28 protein-coding genes are annotated in these 18,352 nt (G+C 36.0%); 14 read left to right on the top strand and 14 right to left on the bottom strand.

Annotation, left to right across the window (positions count from 1 at the left end; all coding sequences use genetic code 11):
* From spoIIIAB to MKX37_RS20510, 3 genes are read right to left on the bottom strand one after another with little or no spacing between them, the layout of a single operon-like run.
* On the bottom strand, window positions 1–516 hold the full coding sequence (spoIIIAB, locus tag MKX37_RS20500) for a stage III sporulation protein SpoIIIAB (protein ID WP_002088574.1): 516 nt from the start codon (window positions 514–516) through the stop codon (window positions 1–3).
* Entirely contained in the window at window positions 510–1,436 is a 927-nt protein-coding gene (spoIIIAA, locus tag MKX37_RS20505; protein ID WP_002088576.1) for a stage III sporulation protein AA, read from the bottom strand. Before spoIIIAA ends, spoIIIAB begins: the two co-directional genes overlap by 7 nt.
* A gap of 27 nt (window positions 1,437–1,463) precedes the next feature.
* Entirely contained in the window at window positions 1,464–1,745 is a 282-nt protein-coding gene (locus MKX37_RS20510; RefSeq protein ID WP_000816054.1) for a YqhV family protein, read from the bottom strand.
* A gap of 178 nt (window positions 1,746–1,923) precedes the next feature.
* Between MKX37_RS20510 and MKX37_RS20515 the strand changes: the two genes are divergently transcribed.
* Together MKX37_RS20515 and MKX37_RS20520 are read left to right on the top strand one after the other, a co-directional pair.
* The gene (locus MKX37_RS20515) at window positions 1,924–2,505 is read left to right on the top strand and encodes a GNAT family N-acetyltransferase (RefSeq protein ID WP_002129049.1); all 582 of its coding nucleotides are present in this window, start codon (window positions 1,924–1,926) and stop codon (window positions 2,503–2,505) included.
* Window positions 2,486–2,806 carry a hypothetical protein gene (locus tag MKX37_RS20520; protein WP_078421745.1) on the top strand — a complete coding sequence of 107 codons (321 nt, stop codon included), beginning with the start codon at window positions 2,486–2,488 and terminating at the stop codon, window positions 2,804–2,806. Before MKX37_RS20515 ends, MKX37_RS20520 begins: the two co-directional genes overlap by 20 nt.
* A gap of 35 nt (window positions 2,807–2,841) precedes the next feature.
* Here the strand turns inward: MKX37_RS20520 and efp are convergent, their stop codons facing one another.
* Genes efp through MKX37_RS20540 form a run of 4 tightly spaced genes read right to left on the bottom strand, consistent with a single transcriptional unit; the run spans window position 2,842 to window position 5,468 of the window.
* Window positions 2,842–3,399 carry an elongation factor P gene (gene efp, locus MKX37_RS20525; RefSeq protein WP_002129052.1) on the bottom strand — a complete coding sequence of 186 codons (558 nt, stop codon included), beginning with the start codon at window positions 3,397–3,399 and terminating at the stop codon, window positions 2,842–2,844.
* 21 nt (window positions 3,400–3,420) lie between these two features.
* Window positions 3,421–4,482 (bottom strand): Xaa-Pro dipeptidase, encoded by a 1,062-nt coding sequence (gene pepQ, locus MKX37_RS20530; RefSeq protein WP_002015050.1) that lies wholly within the window; start codon window positions 4,480–4,482, stop codon window positions 3,421–3,423.
* 4 nt (window positions 4,483–4,486) lie between these two features.
* On the bottom strand, window positions 4,487–4,927 hold the full coding sequence (gene aroQ, locus MKX37_RS20535) for a type II 3-dehydroquinate dehydratase (RefSeq protein ID WP_002015049.1): 441 nt from the start codon (window positions 4,925–4,927) through the stop codon (window positions 4,487–4,489).
* 55 nt (window positions 4,928–4,982) lie between these two features.
* Window positions 4,983–5,468, bottom strand: coding sequence for a YqhR family membrane protein (locus MKX37_RS20540; protein ID WP_002192506.1), 486 nt, complete (start codon window positions 5,466–5,468; stop codon window positions 4,983–4,985).
* A 244-nt stretch (window positions 5,469–5,712) separates the two neighbouring features.
* Between MKX37_RS20540 and MKX37_RS20545 the strand changes: the two genes are divergently transcribed.
* Complete coding sequence (locus MKX37_RS20545) at window positions 5,713–6,633, top strand: DUF1385 domain-containing protein (protein WP_002015047.1); 921 nt, start codon at window positions 5,713–5,715, stop codon at window positions 6,631–6,633.
* A 79-nt stretch (window positions 6,634–6,712) separates the two neighbouring features.
* Window positions 6,713–7,114 (top strand): SA1362 family protein, encoded by a 402-nt coding sequence (locus tag MKX37_RS20550; protein ID WP_002129056.1) that lies wholly within the window; start codon window positions 6,713–6,715, stop codon window positions 7,112–7,114.
* Window positions 7,115–7,192: 78 nt separating this feature from the next.
* Here MKX37_RS20550 and MKX37_RS20555 read toward each other — a convergent pair whose 3' ends face one another.
* The 3 genes from MKX37_RS20555 to splB all read right to left on the bottom strand — a co-directional run bounded on the left by MKX37_RS20555 (window position 7,193) and on the right by splB (window position 9,481).
* Complete coding sequence (locus MKX37_RS20555; protein WP_050000317.1) at window positions 7,193–7,840, bottom strand: HAD family hydrolase; 648 nt, start codon at window positions 7,838–7,840, stop codon at window positions 7,193–7,195.
* 53 nt (window positions 7,841–7,893) lie between these two features.
* Window positions 7,894–8,322, bottom strand: coding sequence for a transcriptional regulator MntR (mntR, locus tag MKX37_RS20560; protein ID WP_001143080.1), 429 nt, complete (start codon window positions 8,320–8,322; stop codon window positions 7,894–7,896).
* A gap of 133 nt (window positions 8,323–8,455) precedes the next feature.
* On the bottom strand, window positions 8,456–9,481 hold the full coding sequence (splB, locus tag MKX37_RS20565; RefSeq protein WP_002067092.1) for a spore photoproduct lyase: 1,026 nt from the start codon (window positions 9,479–9,481) through the stop codon (window positions 8,456–8,458).
* Window positions 9,482–9,637: 156 nt separating this feature from the next.
* Here splB and MKX37_RS20570 point away from each other — a divergent pair, with 156 nt between their 5' ends.
* From MKX37_RS20570 to MKX37_RS20585, 4 genes are all read left to right on the top strand, one after another.
* Window positions 9,638–9,955 (top strand): PadR family transcriptional regulator, encoded by a 318-nt coding sequence (locus MKX37_RS20570; RefSeq protein ID WP_002111775.1) that lies wholly within the window; start codon window positions 9,638–9,640, stop codon window positions 9,953–9,955.
* Window positions 9,956–9,960: 5 nt separating this feature from the next.
* Window positions 9,961–10,647, top strand: coding sequence for a DUF1129 family protein (locus MKX37_RS20575; protein ID WP_016120794.1), 687 nt, complete (start codon window positions 9,961–9,963; stop codon window positions 10,645–10,647).
* Window positions 10,648–10,654: 7 nt separating this feature from the next.
* The gene (locus tag MKX37_RS20580; protein WP_002145779.1) at window positions 10,655–11,323 is read left to right on the top strand and encodes a DUF1048 domain-containing protein; all 669 of its coding nucleotides are present in this window, start codon (window positions 10,655–10,657) and stop codon (window positions 11,321–11,323) included.
* 200 nt (window positions 11,324–11,523) lie between these two features.
* A complete protein-coding gene (locus MKX37_RS20585; protein WP_078421747.1) occupies window positions 11,524–12,333 on the top strand; it encodes a hypothetical protein in 810 nt (269 codons plus the stop codon).
* A 28-nt stretch (window positions 12,334–12,361) separates the two neighbouring features.
* Here MKX37_RS20585 and MKX37_RS20590 read toward each other — a convergent pair whose 3' ends face one another.
* The gene (locus tag MKX37_RS20590; RefSeq protein WP_016120796.1) at window positions 12,362–13,198 is read right to left on the bottom strand and encodes a lipoate--protein ligase family protein; all 837 of its coding nucleotides are present in this window, start codon (window positions 13,196–13,198) and stop codon (window positions 12,362–12,364) included.
* A 170-nt stretch (window positions 13,199–13,368) separates the two neighbouring features.
* Between MKX37_RS20590 and MKX37_RS20595 the strand changes: the two genes are divergently transcribed.
* Window positions 13,369–13,752 carry a rhodanese-like domain-containing protein gene (locus MKX37_RS20595; RefSeq protein ID WP_002034000.1) on the top strand — a complete coding sequence of 128 codons (384 nt, stop codon included), beginning with the start codon at window positions 13,369–13,371 and terminating at the stop codon, window positions 13,750–13,752.
* 35 nt (window positions 13,753–13,787) lie between these two features.
* Here MKX37_RS20595 and MKX37_RS20600 read toward each other — a convergent pair whose 3' ends face one another.
* Window positions 13,788–14,324: a hypothetical protein gene (locus MKX37_RS20600; protein ID WP_016100627.1), complete on the bottom strand. Its 537-nt coding sequence runs from the start codon at window positions 14,322–14,324 to the stop codon at window positions 13,788–13,790.
* Window positions 14,325–14,641: 317 nt separating this feature from the next.
* On the opposite strand from MKX37_RS20600, the gene MKX37_RS20605 reads away from it, so the two are divergent.
* The 5 genes from MKX37_RS20605 to MKX37_RS20625 all read left to right on the top strand — a co-directional run bounded on the left by MKX37_RS20605 (window position 14,642) and on the right by MKX37_RS20625 (window position 17,292).
* Entirely contained in the window at window positions 14,642–15,619 is a 978-nt protein-coding gene (locus MKX37_RS20605) for a LacI family DNA-binding transcriptional regulator (protein WP_002129066.1), read from the top strand.
* A gap of 98 nt (window positions 15,620–15,717) precedes the next feature.
* The gene (locus tag MKX37_RS20610; RefSeq protein ID WP_003191412.1) at window positions 15,718–16,299 is read left to right on the top strand and encodes a TetR/AcrR family transcriptional regulator; all 582 of its coding nucleotides are present in this window, start codon (window positions 15,718–15,720) and stop codon (window positions 16,297–16,299) included.
* Between the two features lie 71 nt (window positions 16,300–16,370).
* Window positions 16,371–16,703: a DMT family transporter gene (locus MKX37_RS20615; protein ID WP_000312339.1), complete on the top strand. Its 333-nt coding sequence runs from the start codon at window positions 16,371–16,373 to the stop codon at window positions 16,701–16,703.
* 1 nt (window position 16,704) lies between these two features.
* Window positions 16,705–17,019: a DMT family transporter gene (locus MKX37_RS20620; RefSeq protein ID WP_002015033.1), complete on the top strand. Its 315-nt coding sequence runs from the start codon at window positions 16,705–16,707 to the stop codon at window positions 17,017–17,019.
* A 15-nt stretch (window positions 17,020–17,034) separates the two neighbouring features.
* A complete protein-coding gene (locus MKX37_RS20625) occupies window positions 17,035–17,292 on the top strand; it encodes a DUF3975 family protein (protein WP_078421748.1) in 258 nt (85 codons plus the stop codon).
* Window positions 17,293–17,308: 16 nt separating this feature from the next.
* Here the strand turns inward: MKX37_RS20625 and MKX37_RS20630 are convergent, their stop codons facing one another.
* Both MKX37_RS20630 and MKX37_RS20635 read right to left on the bottom strand, forming a co-directional pair.
* On the bottom strand, window positions 17,309–17,494 hold the full coding sequence (locus tag MKX37_RS20630) for a hypothetical protein (RefSeq protein ID WP_050000311.1): 186 nt from the start codon (window positions 17,492–17,494) through the stop codon (window positions 17,309–17,311).
* A gap of 247 nt (window positions 17,495–17,741) precedes the next feature.
* A complete protein-coding gene (locus MKX37_RS20635; RefSeq protein WP_033728154.1) occupies window positions 17,742–18,338 on the bottom strand; it encodes an ABC-2 transporter permease in 597 nt (198 codons plus the stop codon).
* Window positions 18,339–18,352 lie beyond the last annotated feature (14 nt).

Below are 18,352 nucleotides of genomic sequence, written 5' to 3' on the forward strand. Positions count from 1 at the left end.
CTATAGCAGTAAAATTACGATAAGTAGCCCTGCTAGTACCCCTAAACTCTTTATCATTTTTTCATATTGTAGTTGTAATGCTTTCGCTTCTCCTTCTTCTCTCTCCAAATGTGTAATACATAAGCGAATATGTTTTTGCTGTGATTCACGATCATGTTGTCCAAGTGTTTCACCAAATTGTTGTAAGATTTCATACTCGGTTTGTTTAAACGCCGTTAACGTCCAGTTCTCCTTCAAACTATCAATCCAAGCTTCTCTAACTGTTTGCTCCCCGTCCTCTAGCCGTTTCGAAAAGCTTTGAAATATCCAATTTAACGGCTTCGGCATTTGTTTGACTAAACGCTCTGCAGCCTCAGATAACGGCGTGTGTCCATACATAATTTCAGCTTCTAATGATTGCAATGCTGCCTTCAATAACCTAAGTTGCCGCGGTCTCTCACTGTACCTTTTAGCGTATGAAAATCCGAAAAAAGTGCTAACAGCAACTATTAATACCGCCCCAAATATTTTCACCATACGCCTTGAACCTTTCTATGGGATAATACTGGTTTTCCATCTCTATCTTTCACTTGCATAACTGTTCCTGGCCCTCTCGCTTTTGATAATTCCACAAACCTATCAAATACACCAAGTTCCAGCACCGCCTGTAACGATGGACGTTTCACAACGTCATCATAAGAAAATCCATGTGCACTTATAAAAAGCTGAACACCTGCATGTACCGCCTCCATAATCGCTTCACTATCTTCTTTACGTCCAATTTCATCTACGATTAATATGTCTGGGCTCATAGAACGAATCATCATCATCATTCCTTCAGCTTTTGGACAAGCGTCTAATACATCTACTCGCACGCCAAAGTCATATTGTGGGATTCCTTTCACACAACCCGCAATTTCTGATCGTTCATCAACAATCCCCACTTTACATGAAGGAATTTTCGAAGCACTTACACCTTGACTCATACAGCGTGCTACATCTCTTAAAAGTGTTGTTTTCCCCGTTTGCGGTGGGCCAATTACCATCGTGTTTAACCATCGCGATTCATAAAGATATGGCAGAAGCGGCTCAGCAATCCCTATTTTTTGACGGGCAATACGAATATTAAAAGAAGAGACATCCCGAATCATTTTCACTGCACTTTTTTCTGTAATGACTTTTCCAGCTAGGCCAATTCTATGTCCTCCTCGTAGTGTCACATATCCACGTTTCAATTCCTCTTCCATCGTATAAATTGAGAATTGGCTTAATTTATTCAATAAATGGATCGCATCTTCCGCTGTAGCGATATAGTCATAGAAAAACACTTCTCCATGTGCGATACACTCTAGTGGCCTTCCAATTCGAACGCGAATTTCCTCTAGAGTATCGTATTGTTTACAGCCTTCAACTAACTGTTTCATCGTTTTCGGTAAAACTTCTAATACTTCTTTCATAAGCTTCTCCCCACTATACTCGACTTACTATTTCAACAACGCGATAAAAATGCAGCCAATTCCAAGTGCTAGAAAAAAGAGTTTCAAGAAAGAAATCTCACTTGCTACACTCGCTATGCCAATTGTCATTGTTAAAATTAATACGGTCGGTCCAACAAACGCCAACATACCATTTATAAACAATGCTTTCTTCGCATCATTCACGTAAAGCATAAGCAGAGCGGCGAATATTTCCGCGCTTCCTGAAAACAACCGAAGTAACCCCATAACAAGCACGGATGTTTCCATTGCCGCTAGCCACTGTTTCATTCTCCCACCTTCTCCCATAACAGTTACTACTTCCTTATTCTGAAAAAGAATATATTTGTACAACCATATGCAGAGGTTGTCTATTTCAGAAGTAAAAACATAATTTTTCTCTATCGACTTTATATAAAACTGAATATTCTCATTAATATATGGTATATTTAATAGAAAAGGAGCATAGATGATGAAGCAAGTTACTTTACTACCACTCGATTTACGATATGCAAATGTGCTTTTTGAGCTATCCAGCAATCCACATGTAAAAAATGCATTAGGGATAAAAGTAGAATCAGTGGAAGATACAAAGGCGTTCATTCTTTTTGCAATTGGAGAGGAACGAAAAAAACACTCCTTATCAAGAGTGATTGTAAGTGAGGAAAATGAAATAATTGGCCTCACGACACTTAAACATATTAATTACGAACAAAAGCACTCACATATTGGAAGTTGGCTCGGCTATCAATATTGGGGAAGAGGATATAACGAATCTGCGAAAAAAGAGATCTTTAAAATCGCTTTTTTAGACTTGCAACTTACATACGTATTTGCCGGTGCTAAAACGAATAACATTCGCTCTTTAAAAGCACAAGAGAAACTATCTTACATTTCATTACATGTGGAAAAACAATTTCCAGACGTACACGCTGCTTTGGAGAAAGAAGTAAAATCACCTTGCGTACTGCATGTTGTATCATGCGAAAAATTTTCAAATTGGTTGGAAGTACAAAATGAGGGGGGAAAATATGAAAGGATTGAAAATTAGTTTAATAATTGTAGTAGAATTAGCTATTATTTATCTTTTTTCAAAAATGGTCGGCTGGTCATTTATGGAGAGCTTTTTCCTTGGCAGTCTAGCAATATTTGCAATTACGTGGTTAATTATTATGAGTACCTTTAGAAATAACAATATGGATCATGCAACGAATAAAACTTTTACCGGTATTGAAACTGGTGAAATACGCCCGTTTCAAATTGTTTTGACTCCATATATTATGGGTACCCTTTCACTCGTCACAGTTAGTTTTGCTATAACTGCAATTTACTATCTGCCCTATTTCCTATAAAAAAAGCACTCGTGATAATCACGAGTGCTTTTCTACTATGCACGAGAAACGTATTTACCTTCACCAGTGTTGATGATAAGCATTTCGCCTTCGTTAATGAAGATTGGTACTTGTACAACAAGACCAGTTTCTAATTTAGCCGGTTTTGTTACGTTAGAAGCTGTGTCACCTTTAATACCAGGCTCTGTTTCTGCAACTTTTAATTCAACTGTGTTCGGAAGTTCAACACCAAGTATTTCATCTTGGTATGTCATAATAGATACTCCCATGTTTTCTTTTAAGAATTTTAATTCGCGCTCGATTTGGTTTTCACCAAGTTCGATTTGCTCATAAGTTTCGTTATCCATAAATACGTGAGACTCACCGCTCGCGTATAAGTATTGCATACGACGGTTTTCGATGTGTGCTTTTTCTACTTTTTCACCTGCACGGAATGTTTTCTCTTGAACAGATCCTGTGCGAAGGTTACGTAGTTTAGAGCGAACGAATGCAGCACCTTTACCTGGCTTTACGTGTTGGAAATCCATTACTTGCCAAAGGGCATTGTCCACTGAAATTGTTAAACCTGTACGAAAATCGTTTACTGAAATCATGTAAAAAAATCCTCCTGTGTATTACAAAATAATAAGTTCTTTTGGTGATTTCGTTATTACTTCATTACCTTCACTTGTTACAATGATATCATCTTCAATACGTACCCCGCCAACACCTGGAATATAAATACCTGGTTCTACTGTTACAGCCATACCTGGTTCAAGTACTGTATCAGAACGGAACGCTAAACCTGGTGCTTCATGGATTTCAAGACCGATTCCATGACCAGTAGAGTGTCCGAAGTATTCACCATATCCTTTTTCCGTTATGTAATCACGCGTTAATGCATCAGCCTCACGACCCGTTAAACCAGCTTTAATACCGTTCACACCACGTAGTTGTGCTTCTAAAACAATATTATAAATTTCTTTTAATTTATCAGATGGTTCACCGACTGCAATCGTACGAGTAATATCAGAGCAATATCCTTTGTAATAAGCGCCGAAGTCTAATGTAACGAAATCTCCTTTTTCTATCACTTTTTCAGATGCCACGCCGTGCGGTAATGCCGAACGAAGACCTGAAGCAACGATAATATCAAACGAAGAAGATGTTGCTCCTTGTTTTCTCATGAAAAATTCAAGTTCATTTGACACTTCAATTTCAGATACTCCCGGGCGAATGAATGATAGAATATGCTCAAAGGCAGCATCTGCAATCTGTGCAGCTTCCTTTAATATCTTAATCTCTGAATCAGTCTTTATCAAGCGTAACTTTTCTACAAGCCCAGAAGTTGGGATGAATTCAGCTTCGATCGCTTCATTATGCGTTACGTAAGAGCTATATGTAAGAGTATCTTGCTCAAATCCTAGCTTTTGAATTCCAAGTTCTTTAACTTGTTTCGCAACTTCATCAAGAATTAATCCTGCATGCTGCACTATTTCGTATCCAACCGCTTGCTTACTAGCTTGCTCTACATAACGGAAATCTGTAATAAATAGAGCACGCTCTTTTGAAATTAGTACAACACCAGCTGTTCCTGTGAAATTCGCCATATATCTACGGCTATGTTCATTCGTTAATACGATACCGTCAATACCAGCCTCATCAAACGCACTTCTTAATCTCTCGATCTTTTCCATTACTTTATGCCTCCCTCAATTTCTCCATTAATGCAAATAACGCTAACTTATAGCCATAAAAACCAAATCCAACAATTTGTCCCGCACAAACAGCCGCCGTCACAGATTCGTGACGGAACGATTCACGCTGGTGAATGTTAGAAATATGTACTTCAATAACAGGAATCGAAATGCTCGCAATTGCATCTCGAATCGCATAGCTATAATGCGTAAATGCTCCAGGATTTAAAATGATCCCTTCATATATATCTTCAGCCTCATGAAGACGATCGATAATAGCACCTTCATGATTCGATTGGAAACATTCTAACTCCACTCCCATTTTCTCTGCTTCGTGTTTCATATCTGTTTCAAGCGTCGCTAACGTTCCTTTTCCGTATACATTTACTTCCCTAACGCCAAGGCGATTTAGGTTAGGACCATTTACGAGGAGTAACTTTTTCATTTTCTTAAAACTCCTTAATATTAAAAAATGTCTATACGACATTTTAACATAGGAATCACTTATTTGAATAGTTTGTCTTCTCGATCCCTTCTCCTCTATTTGTATTATTCGATTCGAATGCTACAGAATACGAAATAAAAACACCATATAATATAAAGATACATATTGTCGTTACAATTGTTTCTTTCGGTAAATGGAGTGCACTTTTAATAACAGGTGCCATTAGCCCCATCCCCAAAAATAATAATGCCCACCAAAACAAACCGTATAGTACGCCAGGGAATACTCCTTCAAACTTTTTAAAAAGGGCTTTATAGAGAAATGCCACTAAAATTGAAAGAAGTCCCATACAAACGATACCTAGTACATTTCCCCAAACCCCTTCTTTCCAATCTCCAAATGCAAACGGTAAAAGTAAATAGTTAGGTCCAGCTTCTGTAAATGAGAATATATGAAGGAAATACCATATACCTCCCCAAAATAAGCCACCAAATAAACCAATTTGTACAAAGTTTCTTATTGTTGATTGTTCTTGATTCACATTGACACCTCCGCTCACTAGTATGCCCGAAACTATTTTGAGGCATGTTTAAATCCTGCAAAATTTGTCTATAAAAAGAATAAGAAATGTCCGACTCTCGTAACATTTTCCCTTGTCATCTGCCTGTATTTGTCGATAAAATAAAGGAAACTCGGTGATTGTCTTATTTCAAGATGACAAAACCAAGTATGACAATTGCCTCTTTTTCTACATAAGAGAGAAACAAATACAGGTTGGTGTTAACATGGCAGAAGAGTCAAAACAAATATATGGCGGGCAGGCAGTCATAGAAGGAGTTATGTTTGGCGGTAGAGAATATACTGTTACAGCGGTTCGTCGTAAAGATAAATCGATTGAATTTTATCGTTTACCACGCGTTCGTAATAAAGCATTATCTCTACTAAAGAAAATTCCATTTTTACGAGGTATTGCCGCTATTGTGGATGCAAGTGCGAATGGAGCGAAACATTTAAACTTTGCTTCAGAACGATTTGATGTCCACCCAGAAGAAGATGAACAACTTGCAAATAAAAAAGAAGAACAATCAAAATTAACGATGGTATTAGGAGTTGCAGCAGTTGGCGTTTTATCGTTCATATTCGGTAAAGTAATTTTCACAGCAGTTCCTGCACTTTTAGCTGAATTAACGAGACCGATTTTCCCATCTCATACAGGGCAAATCATTGTCGAAAGTGTCATTAAGCTCATGCTATTATTGAGCTATATATACTTCATTTCTTTAACCCCACTTATTAAGCGGGTATTTCAGTACCACGGTGCGGAACATAAAGTAATCAATGCTTACGAGAATAACCTTCCACTGACTGTAGAAAATGTTCAAAAGCAAACTCGCCTCCATTATCGCTGTGGCAGTAGCTTTATAATATTTACAGTCATTATTGGAATGTTTGTTTATTTCCTAGTTCCTACAGATCCACTTTGGGCAAGGGTAGTAAACAGAATTTTATTAATTCCAGTTGTTCTCGGCATTTCTTTTGAAGTATTACAATTTACCAATCGATTACGAGATGTCCCTGTTTTGCGAGTACTTGGATATCCAGGATTATGGCTGCAACTATTAACAACGAAAGAACCAACAGATGATCAAGCGGAAGTTGCAATCGCATCGTTTGAAGAATTATTACGTTTAGAAAACAAACAATAATTATTTAAAAATGGTGTTCAACTCCTTTCCTCATCGTTAATATACTAATTTTAATATATGTTTTTAGGAGGTGTCCCTTATGAACGGTCGTTCGTTTACATTCGCTATATTTGTGCTTATTATCGGATTAGCAATATTCGGCCTTGTTTCATCTGTGATTACAGATCCAATGGGAGTATTGAAAAACATTGGTATCATGTTAGCTGTCGTCGGTATCTTTTACTTACTCTACAAAATGTTTACAAACTCTAGTGGTTCTGCAAATTCGCAAAGCTCATATAAGCGTGCAGCGAAACAATCGAACCGCAAACACGGGAAACAAAATGTAGCACCCCTAAGTAATTCTTTCTTGAAACGAAATGCTTCTGATGACAAGGGGAAAAAGGGTAATTCTCCATCGTTGAAAAGAAAAAGAAAACAATCTCATTTAACTGTCATTGAAGGTAAAAAAAACAAAAAGAAAGACCGTGCTTCCTTTTAGGAAATACGGTCTTTTTTATCTCAATTAGTATGGGCAAATAATCAGTGGGGATGAGAAAAGCCCCGACTGATTAAAGTTTCACTTTATATGTTGAAGTACTTCTTTCAAACTTTTATCTTTCATACTTTCGATACGAAGGTGATGGTTTTCAAATTGTAAATTTCTTGTCACATCATTAGGTACGACGACACATTTTAATCCTGCTGCCACCGCTGCTTTCAATCCATTTAATGAATCTTCAAATACAACAGCTTCTGATGGTTCAATTCCTAATTCTTCTATCGCAACTTTATAAAGAGCTGGATCTGGTTTTACCTTCTCTACATCTTCTCGCGTTTTAATCACTTCAAAATAATCTCTAATTTGTAGCTCTTCTAAAAAACGAACGACCCACTCCCTAGATGAACTAGAGGCTAATGCGATTTTCAATCCAAGTTCTTTCGCTTCTTCTAAATATTCTTTTACCCCGTCACGTGCTTTCGGTATTTTCATTTTTTCTTTATGTAAAGTTGTTACTTTTTCCTTTAATGTATGCTCATTAAACTTTTCTTTTAATTGCTCTTTTAAATATGCATAAAGCACTTCATCTGTCGTTCCAATACATTTCGCAAATTCCTCTAAAGGTAACTCGCTGCCGTATTCACGAACAGCATCTCTGAAAGAGTGAAACCATATTGTTTCTGTGTCCACAATTAATCCATCAAAATCAAAAATAATCGCTTTCATGATTCTCCCGTCCTTTTCGATTGAAATAAAAAAGGAAACGCCACACGTTCCCCTTAATTACTTTTCTCTTCATTTGCTTTTTGAACACCACGAAGTGTTTCTACTCGAACTTCATCTTGTTCAAAGTATTGTACTAAATCACCGATACGGTCAATTGATTCCCAACTTAAATGATGTTCAATTCCTTCTACATCATTATAAATTTTGCTTTCATCCACACCGATAATGCGCATAAACTGTTCTAACAATTCATGACGATATACGAGACGTTCTCCGATTTTTTTACCTTTTGATGTTAATACAAGCCCTCTATATTTTTCATAAATTAGATATTCGTCTTTGTCTAATTTTTGTACCATTTTTGTTACAGAGGATGGATGTACACTAAGCGCTTCAGCAATATCAGATACACGGGCATAACCCTTTTCATCAATCAACAAATAAATTTGTTCAATATAATCTTCCATACTAGGGGTAGGCATCGGTTTCCTCCATCCAATTTCATTTTGCTTATTCCGTACGAAGCAATCAATAAAATGATACACCAGAAAGAATAACGTGACAAGGTGGAAACGAGCCTAAATATATAAAACAAAAAAAGAATCCAGATTCCCCTTATGTAAAATATTGAATTTCTGCATCGGGAAAATACTCATATATATAACCTCGTATTGTTTCTTCCAATACTTCTGCATCATCCTTTTGATATACATATTTCCCAATACCGTATCGTCCCCATTTATATTTCCGCTTCTCTTCATCCATTTCAAGTTTCGTATTCGGATAACGTTCTTGAATGACTTTTTTGGCTGGTTTCGTAAAACGATGTTGAATTAATTCGAACGTTAAATTTGGTATCGTCATGTCTTTTAACTCATTGTACAATCGTTCAAACAATTCACGGTACCCTTCTTCCCACCCTTCATGCATATAAATTGGCGCAACAATAAAGCCAAGAGGATAATTAGCCCCCGCTACTTTACGAGCAGCCTCAATTCGCTCTTCAAATGGCGATGTCCCTGGTTCAAAATTTTTAATCACATAACGTGAATTAATACTAAATCGAAAACGCGTTTTCCCATTATGCTTTGCATCTAATAAATGATCAACATGCGAATATTTCGTAACGAAACGTAAACGTCCATGTTCACTTTCTCCGATAAACTCTATCGCCCGCTTTAATGCATGTGTCAAATGATCAATTCCAACGATGTCTGATGTACACGCAGCTTCAAATCTTGTTATTTCAGGGGCCCTTTCATCCATATATTGCTTTGCCTTCTCAAAGATTTCATCTAGATTCACATACACCCTTACGTAAGGTTTACTCCCAAGTGTCGTTTGCAAATAACAATAATGACAATGTCCCATACACCCTGTTGCAAGCGGAATTGCATATTCAGCTGAAGGTTTTGATGTATCGAACTTTAACGTCTTCCTCACCCCAACGACAAGTGTTGCTTTTGCATTACGATACTTTTGCAATTCATTTTCCCCTGGAAAATTTCTAATTTGATTGTGTGATGTCGTTTCACGAATTTCTAATCCCATCTTCGTAAACTTCTCATAAAGCTCTTTTCCAAGCGGATATTCGAGTGCCCTCGGTTCAAAGTAAACGAGTTTTGGCATAAATGGTTTCATGTGCTTCCCTCCTCTCGTTAGTATGGGAAGCACATGAAAATTAACACAGATTAAAGTTTTCCACTTCAGTAACTTGCGTTGCAAGTTACTGACTGTTATAATTTAGATAACAGCTACCTTGCAACGCAAGTTACCTGGATAAAAGGTGGTGAAATCATGCACAGCCAAATGTTAAAAGGTGTACTAGAAGGTTGCATTCTATATATCATTTCACAAGAAGAAGTGTACGGATATGAACTAAGTACAAAATTAAATAAATATGGCTTTACATTCGTAAGTGAAGGAAGCATCTATCCGTTATTGTTACGCATGCAAAAAGAAAAATTGATTGAAGGAACATTAAAAGCCTCCTCACTCGGTCCAAAGCGAAAATATTATCACGTAACCGATAAAGGATTAGAACAACTTGAAGAATTTAAACAAAGCTGGGGAATGGTTTCAACGACGGTAAACAACTTATTACAGGGAGAGTGATAGGGATGAAGGCGAAAGATTTAATCGAACTAAATAACCAAAAGCGTAAATTATTAACTACAGAAAATGAAACCGCCTATAGTGACATGTTAATATACATCCGCTTAGCTAAAGTGCCAGAGTACCACGCGGAAGAACTGCTAATTGAAATTCTAGATCACCTTATTGAAGCCCAGCAAGAAGAAAAAAGTGCTTATGATATTTTTGGCGACGACTTACAGGCGTACTGTGACGAACTAATTGCTGCTCTACCGAAGCCAAGTTTACGGGAACAATTATCGATTCCTTTATTTATAACTAGTTATCTGTTAGCAATATACTTTGCTATTTCTTCCGTAATTGCATTGGTATTTCCCTTATTTTCAAATGAAGCACGTTTTAAATTTGTACACATTGATTTCATTTATCTGCTCGCATTTATCTTATCCGTACATCTTATGATACGTTTTGTTTTCGATTTTATTAACACTGATTTATTTAAAAATCAAACAACTATTTGGAGGCATATAGGAAGTTTTTTAATACGCCATAGCCTATGGATACTATTAATCGGTATTTCCTTTTTATTTATTAAACAGCCCTATACTACATTACAAATCTCACCTTGGATTGGCACTTTACTGGCCATCTCTTGCTATGCACTATACAAAATCTTCTTCAAAAAAGAATATTTAGCCTTTAAAAAGGAGTGAAGATATTATGACCGAAAAAGAAATGGTTAAGTTAAACAATGAAAAAAGAAAGTTATTAACACCTGAAAACGAAGCTGCTTATGGTGATATGCTTATTTATTTACGTTTTACTAGCGTTCCGCAAAAGCAAATGGAAGAATTGCTTTTAGAAATATTGGATCATCTTTTAGAAGCCCAAGAAGATGGTAAAAATGCACATGATATTTTCGGAGAAGATTTAAAAGCTTACTGCGACGAATTGATTAACTCTTCAGAGCATCAAAATTCTTTCCAACAAGCTACCGTTATTGGATTTGCAGTTAGTTTATTATTAGCTATTCAAATTGGATACGATACATTTACTACTCTTATGCAAAAACTATTTACAGATACAAACACTTCAGGAATTCCACTTAGTATTCCTGGAACAATATTATCTGCTATCGTTTTAACAATTGGTGCTTTCATAACTTTTTCGTTATTTAGACGTTTTTCTTTTACAATACTGGTTTCCTGGAAACAAAAAGCACTCCTCTTATTATCAGTGTTTATACCTTTTATCTTATCAGTTTTTTCAAACGTATTTTTTAAAACACAACCATACTTATTTTATAATTTGTCTATTTGGCAAGGTGCTCTTGTTACACTTTCTTTTTATATTCTGTACAAATTTTTATATAAAACATCTAAATTTTAACAGCCTTTCAAAAGGCTGTTTTTCTTCTGTCTAATTTTACAAATTGAAAAATTTCATAAAGAAAATAAGAAAAATGCAAAATAATTAAAGTTAATTGTTGACGTGATGCTTTTATTATCGGTATCATAAATCTTCGTGAGCAATTATTTTTCGTTATACGATTTTTTTATTATTACTGAATTTTTGAGAGGAGAAATTAGATGTCAGTTAAGAAGAAAACGCAAGTACGCACCGGCAAAATGGTACGTGAACTAATGTTAGCAGACGAAGATGTAAATGCTTCGCTAATTATGGTATACAGTGAAAACGGTGTAAACGCAGAAATTAAAATCGAGGGCTTAACGCCGAAATGTAACGAAGAATTATTTTTGAGCGGAAACGTGGATTGGAACAAGAGTGTTATTTATAAAATTGTTGATTTCACTGGGAACGCGGAAGTTGGTAAAGTTACATTAACAGCGATGAATAAGAACAATGTTTCTCTAGAAATTGAACGCGTTATGTGGAGCAAAGAAAATAAAGAAGCTGCTGAGCAAGAAGAAACAGTTGTAGAAGCTACTCCGAACAAAGAAGTAGTTGTAGAGGCTCCTAAAACAGTTACACCCGCTATAACACCTAAGCCTACTCCGGTACCAACGCCGAAGTCAGTAAGTGTTGAAGCAGCTGTAGAACTATCTACTCCAGCACCTGTGAAAAAAGCAGTACCTACTCCAGTTACAAAGCAAGAGACAGCACCGGTTACTCCTGCAAAACCGAAGCAACCTGCTTTGACTGAAACAAATACAAAACTACAAGAAAATTATGTTAAACTTGTGAAAAAGACAATTGAAGTTTGTCAAGATTACGAGCTTGGCATCGACATAGATGATTCTATTGAAGGATTAAAAAAAGAGCTACAAAGCCAAGGTATTAGCGTTACATTCGACAAAGAAATTATGGACGTTGTAAATCGCCTTCGTTCTTTACAAGATAAAGGAATCAAAGTAGAAAAAGTACTTAATTTACTATAAAAATAAGGAGATGGCGGTCGCCATCTCCTTATTTTTTATAATTCCATTCATTACTTTCATACTTCTCTTTTGCTAAAGTTTGAACTTCATGAAGCTGTTCTTCTGTTAGTTCATACGGCACAAGCTCTATATCTAAACCTTTTTCAAATCCAGTTTCAAACGCTTTAATTAACTGTTCAATCGTAAATGTACGGTCTGTCAACTCATTAATCGCTACCGCTTTAGAAGAAAACATGTTTTTCATACGCTCTTTTACACGTTCATTCGGGAATAAAAATAGATCGTATAACTCATCTAAATCTATTTCTAACGGAATAGAACCGTGCTGTAAGATAACACCTTTTTGACGTGTTTGAGCACTACCTGCGATTTTTCTTCCTTCAACTACAATTTCATACCAAGATGGTGCATCAAAACATACTCCTGAACGCGGATTTTTTAAATTCTCACGATCCTCTTCTGTTTTCGGAACTGCATAATACGCTTCTAATCCTAATGCCTTAAAACCGTCTAATAAGCCTTGCGAAATAACGCGGTATGCTTCTGTAACTGTTTTTGGCATATCCGGATGATCTTCAGACACAATAACACTGTACGTTAATTCTTTATCATGTAGTACACCCCTGCCGCCTGTTTGACGACGAACGAATCCATATTTTTTTTCGTTAACTACATCCATATTTATATCTTTTTCAACACGCTGGAAATACCCGACTGTTAATGTTGGTACTTCCCATTCGTAAAAACGAATTGTTGGTGGCATTTTCTTTTCACTTTGCCAATTTAATAAACATTCATCTAACGCCATATTAAATGCTGGTGAACATTGACCAGAGTTAATATAACACCATTTTTCTTTTCCCATCCTGCACCTCATATAACCAATTATTTTTCACATTCTCTAGTCTACCAAATTCGACAAAATTTGTGAAAGAATACGAAATTTCTTCTTATATACAAATGAATCTGTTGCATAAATACATATGGGCATTATAATATTGAAAGTAGGATAAGAAAAAAGGGAGCGATAGAATCGTGTCAACAAACTTGATTATTATACTAGCCGCAATTGCAGCATTCATCGGCTACACTGTATGGATGTATTTCTATCAGAAAAAATTAATTAAAACACTTTCAGAAGAAGAATTTCGCGCTGGCTACCGTAAAGCACAGCTTATCGATATTCGCGAAGCAGATGAATTTAACGCGGGACATATTTTAGGTGCGCGTAACATTCCATTATCACAAATTCGCCTTCGCCACAAAGAACTTCGCCAAGATCAACCGGTTTATTTATATTGCCAAAGCGGATTCCGTACAGGTCGTGCAGCTCAATACTTAAAAAAACAAGGCTACACAGATTTCTACCAATTAAAAGGTGGATTTAAATCTTGGTCAGGCAAAATTAAAAAGAAATAACATACAAAAACTAGCTGCACGATACAGCTAGTTTTTTATTCCATATTGTTCGCAATGTACAGTAGATTTTGTTTAATCACATCTTCATCTTTCTCATCTACATTACGATATAATAGCTGATATTCAATCCCCTTCTCTTTCCATATAAGCGTAGCAAATTCGTCCCCTCGCTCGTAATCATCCTTATTTTTAAAATAAGCAGGTGCTCCATTATTCAATTTCATTTGTTCTTGAAATCGATTTTCTTCTACGAGGTATGGAAAACTGTAAGAAAAGTTGGCCACTGTTAATTCTATATAATCGTGCCTTCCTTTCTCTTGTTGCTTATATTTAATCGTTAAGACAGCATTCTTCTTTCCCATCGTTCTTACCTCTCCCTGCACATCACTCGTAATGTCATAAGGTAAAAACGTTGGAACTTTAAACTTCGCCGGAAAATATTTTGGAAGTTCCTTTAGCGGAATCGGATCAGTAACACGGTCCTTAGCCCCTCCTGTTGTTCCTACAAATGTTTTTTCTTCTTGCATCGTTTGCTGAAATGAACATGAGCTAAGTATTACACTAGAAAACACGAAACAAATGATTCCTTTTTTCAATTTGTTTCCGCCCTTTCATACCGCTCTCTTAACGAGTGAAGCGTTTATACTCTCTACTATTCGCTTCGTTATCAAACGCCTCCTCCGAAAACTTTCCACGTTATTCTCACACATTCTGACAAAAATTCTTTGCAGACATACAAAAAAGACCCCACTATTCTTACGCCCAAATAAAAAGGTTACGCGAACAACAGAAGTCATGCTTATAACATAGATTGTGAAAAGCTTTTCAGGTCAAGATTTTTTTCATTCTTATCATTTTCCACTTATAATTAAGGAAAGAGGTGATACATATGGCCAATATAAAACAAATTGCAAAAACTGCTGGTGTATCTATATCAACTGTTTCTCGTGTCCTTAATAATCATCCTTACGTAAAAGAGGAAAAACGTAAGCGTGTTTTAGATGCAGTTGAAGAATTGAACTATGCAAAAAATATAAATGCTATCCATTTAATAAAGGGTAAAACATATACAATTGGCGTTATGCTACCTTTTATTAATCTTCCGTACTTTAGCACGATCATTGAAGGAATCGGAAACGAAGCGTTAGCAGCTGGATATCATATTAATTTATGCCAAACGAATTACGATAGTATTGAAGAAATTCGCGTTCTTGAAATGATGAAAATGAAGCAATTTGACGGGATGATTATTTGCTCTCGCACGAGTTCATGGGAACAAATTGAACCGTTCGCAAAATTTGCCCCTATTATTTCATGTGAAAAAATGAAACATCCCCTCATTTCATCTGTCTATGTAGATCATTACGAAGGATTCCGCCTTGGTACTTCCTATTTACTCAGTAAAGGTCATGAAAAAATCGGCATTTGTTTAGCAAGAAAAACAAGTGCTAATTCAATCGATCGTGAAAAAGCTTTCGCCGATACTCTTCGTCAAGAAGGAAAAACAGTGCACCCTGATTGGGTTTTTCATCAATGTTATACGATGCAGGACGGGGCAAAAATACTTCATCGTATTTTAAACATGAAAAATCGTCCAACCGCTATTTTCACAGCGAACGATCAAGTAGCTGCTGGTTTATTAACAGAGGCAAAAAAACATGGCATTCGCATACCTGAAGACCTCGCTATCCTGGGATTTGATAACCATGAAATTTCAAAAGCATTAGAAATTACAACTATTGAGCATCCCGGGCTCACAATGGGATCACGTGCTTTTTCTTTATTTCATAAACAGATACAAAACGAACACATTATTGGAAACTCAGAAGAACTTTCATTCCATTTAATTGAGCGAAAAACAGTCTAGAAAAGAGTGCCAACCATAGCACTCTTTTTTCAGTTCTTCACCTATTGACTTTATATTTTTTATCTCATATAATGAACCTAACGAACGGTAGGTAGGGGATGAAAATGACAGCAAACCGCATTAAAGCTGTAGCACTTTCTCATTTCGCGCGCTACGGCTACGAAGGAACTTCATTAGCAAATATTGCTCAAGAAGTTGGGATTAAAAAACCATCGATTTACGCACACTTTAAAGGAAAAGAAGAGCTATATTTTACATGCTTGGAATCCGCTCTTCAAAAAGATTTGCAAAGCTTCACAGGCGATATCGAAAATTTTTCAAAATCGTCTACTGAAGAATTGCTCTTAAATTTGTTAAAAGGCTATGCAAAACGATTTGGTGAAAGTGAAGAATCAATGTTTTGGTTACGAACTTCTTATTTTCCGCCGGATGCATTTCGCGAACAAATTATTGATAAAGCGAATGTACACATTGAAAATGTCGGAAAACTTTTATTCCCTGTGTTTAAAAGAGCAAGCGAACAAGATGAACTGCATAACATTGAAGTAAAAGACGCTTTGGAGGCTTTTTTATGCTTACTTGACGGCCTTATGGTTGAACTACTATACGCAGGTTTAAATCGTTTTGAGACACGTTTAGAAGCTTCTTGGAAAGTATTTTGGCGCGGCCTTTCAAACTGACGGATTGCTCCTTTGCAATGCGTCGTTTTTAAGCCCTTTACCTAACGACTGGTAGGAAGGAGAAATGACATATGGCATGGATTTATGTAATCATAGCTGGTATTATTGAAATCTTTTGGGTTATTGGACTTAAAAAAGCGGAGGCACCACTTGAGTGGGCTGGTGTTGCTCTATTAATTACAATTAGTTTCGTCTTATTATTTAGAGCATATAAAGATTTACCTGTCGGCACTGTATACGCAGTCTTTACAGGAATTGGAGCTGGTGGAATCGTTCTTACAGAGATTTTCATCTTCGGAGAACCTTTCTCTATCGTAAAAGTATTATTAATCGGTTTAATCTTCTTCGGAGTAATTGGTTTAAAACGAGTAACAGAAGAAAAAGAAGCGAAGGAGGCCGCATAAAATGGCTTGGGTATTTTTAATTCTAGCTGGTATTTGTGAAATTGTTGGTGTACTCTTTATGAAAGTAGCCACTGAAAAGAAAGGCTGGGCACCAAAAGTTATTTTAATCGCTAACTTTGGCGTAAGCTTCTTCTTCTTATCTCTTGCAATGAACACATTACCGATGGGAACTGCTTACGCAATTTGGACTGGAATCGGAACTGCCGGAAGTGCACTTCTCGGGATTCTTATTTTCCGCGAGTCAGCGGATTGGCGTCGCCTTGCCTTCTTAAGCTGCATTCTATGCGGCGCTGTTGGCTTAAAATTATTAGGCTAACGTGAGGTGAATGTCATGTGGAAAGAAAAAGGAAAACAAATCTTAACATGGATCACACTCGGGATTATCATTCTATTACAAATAAGTTTTCATATAATAGAATGGCTGTTTCATAAAGTATTATCCATTCTTACATTCCTTCCTAACATGGCACTTGAAATTGCATCTATCACTTGGTCAATTATTGCCTCCATTACAATCGTGATTATATGGAGTATCGCCAAGCTATGGAACAAGTTATTTAAAAAGGACAGTTCTTCTGAAAAGAAGTAACTGTCCTTTTTTATGTCTATTTAGATTTTCTATAGAAATTTGATGCGATAAGACAAAGCAAACCAACTATGACAACACTCATACCAATCCCTTTATGCAAAATAGGAAATAGCGGTGGTATATCCGAATAAAAATTTGCTAATGTGAGACCTATTGAAAATAAAAGTACTCCTATTCTATATAACCATTTTCTTTTGTTCATCATTCTCCCTCCTAAAATTTTTCATATCCTTCTTTCTTTTGGACATACTACCTAAAAAAGGAGTGGGTTATATGCAAAATTCTATACATAAGCAGATCCTATTTTTATTTTTCCTCTTTCTCATTTTCGTTATCGTTTTCAGCTTTATATTACATACTCCGAAAGATGTGCCTAATAGCCTTTCTGTTTATAAACTTTTGCTCTCGTATTGCCGTTATTGAAGAAGGTGCCTTTTACGAGGCACCTTTTAAAATTCTCTCTTCTCATACAATTTCACTGAAACGAAGATAGATACTATGAACATGCAAATTGAACTAACGAATAACACGCTGTTATATAGTTGAATTTGTTCCAGGTTGATTTGAAACAAAGTTTCTAAAATAACAATCGGCGCCATGAATATTACTATCGTAATAAAAATAGTTTTTTTATACCCTAGCCAAAACGATATCGGTAAAACAAAGCTTAAATACACTAAAATAAAGCTAATACTAGCAACCATTGTCGTTTCAATAAATTCAAATAGGTTAACCCCATTCTTCATTCCCATCGTGAAACAACCGACCGTTACGCTTATAAAAAGAATAATAATTGCTACTATATATTTCGCATACACAATTTGTTTCCTGAATATTGGCAAACTACTTACTATAACTTCACTCTCATTTTTACTATCTGCTTCAAATGTTTTTACTGTTGCCCCAATTGTAATAATTACTGACATAATTATGAACAGATTTTCCGTATCTGTTAAAGCCATATAAAAGAAAACAGGATACAATATGTACCAAATTAAAAATTTCCATTGAATGATGAAATCTTTTAAAATTAGTTGTTTCAACACTATTCTCCTCTCTC

It is taken from the genome of Bacillus sp. FSL R5-0709, assembly GCF_038004785.1.
Lineage (GTDB): Bacteria > Bacillota > Bacilli > Bacillales > Bacillaceae_G > Bacillus_A > Bacillus_A mycoides.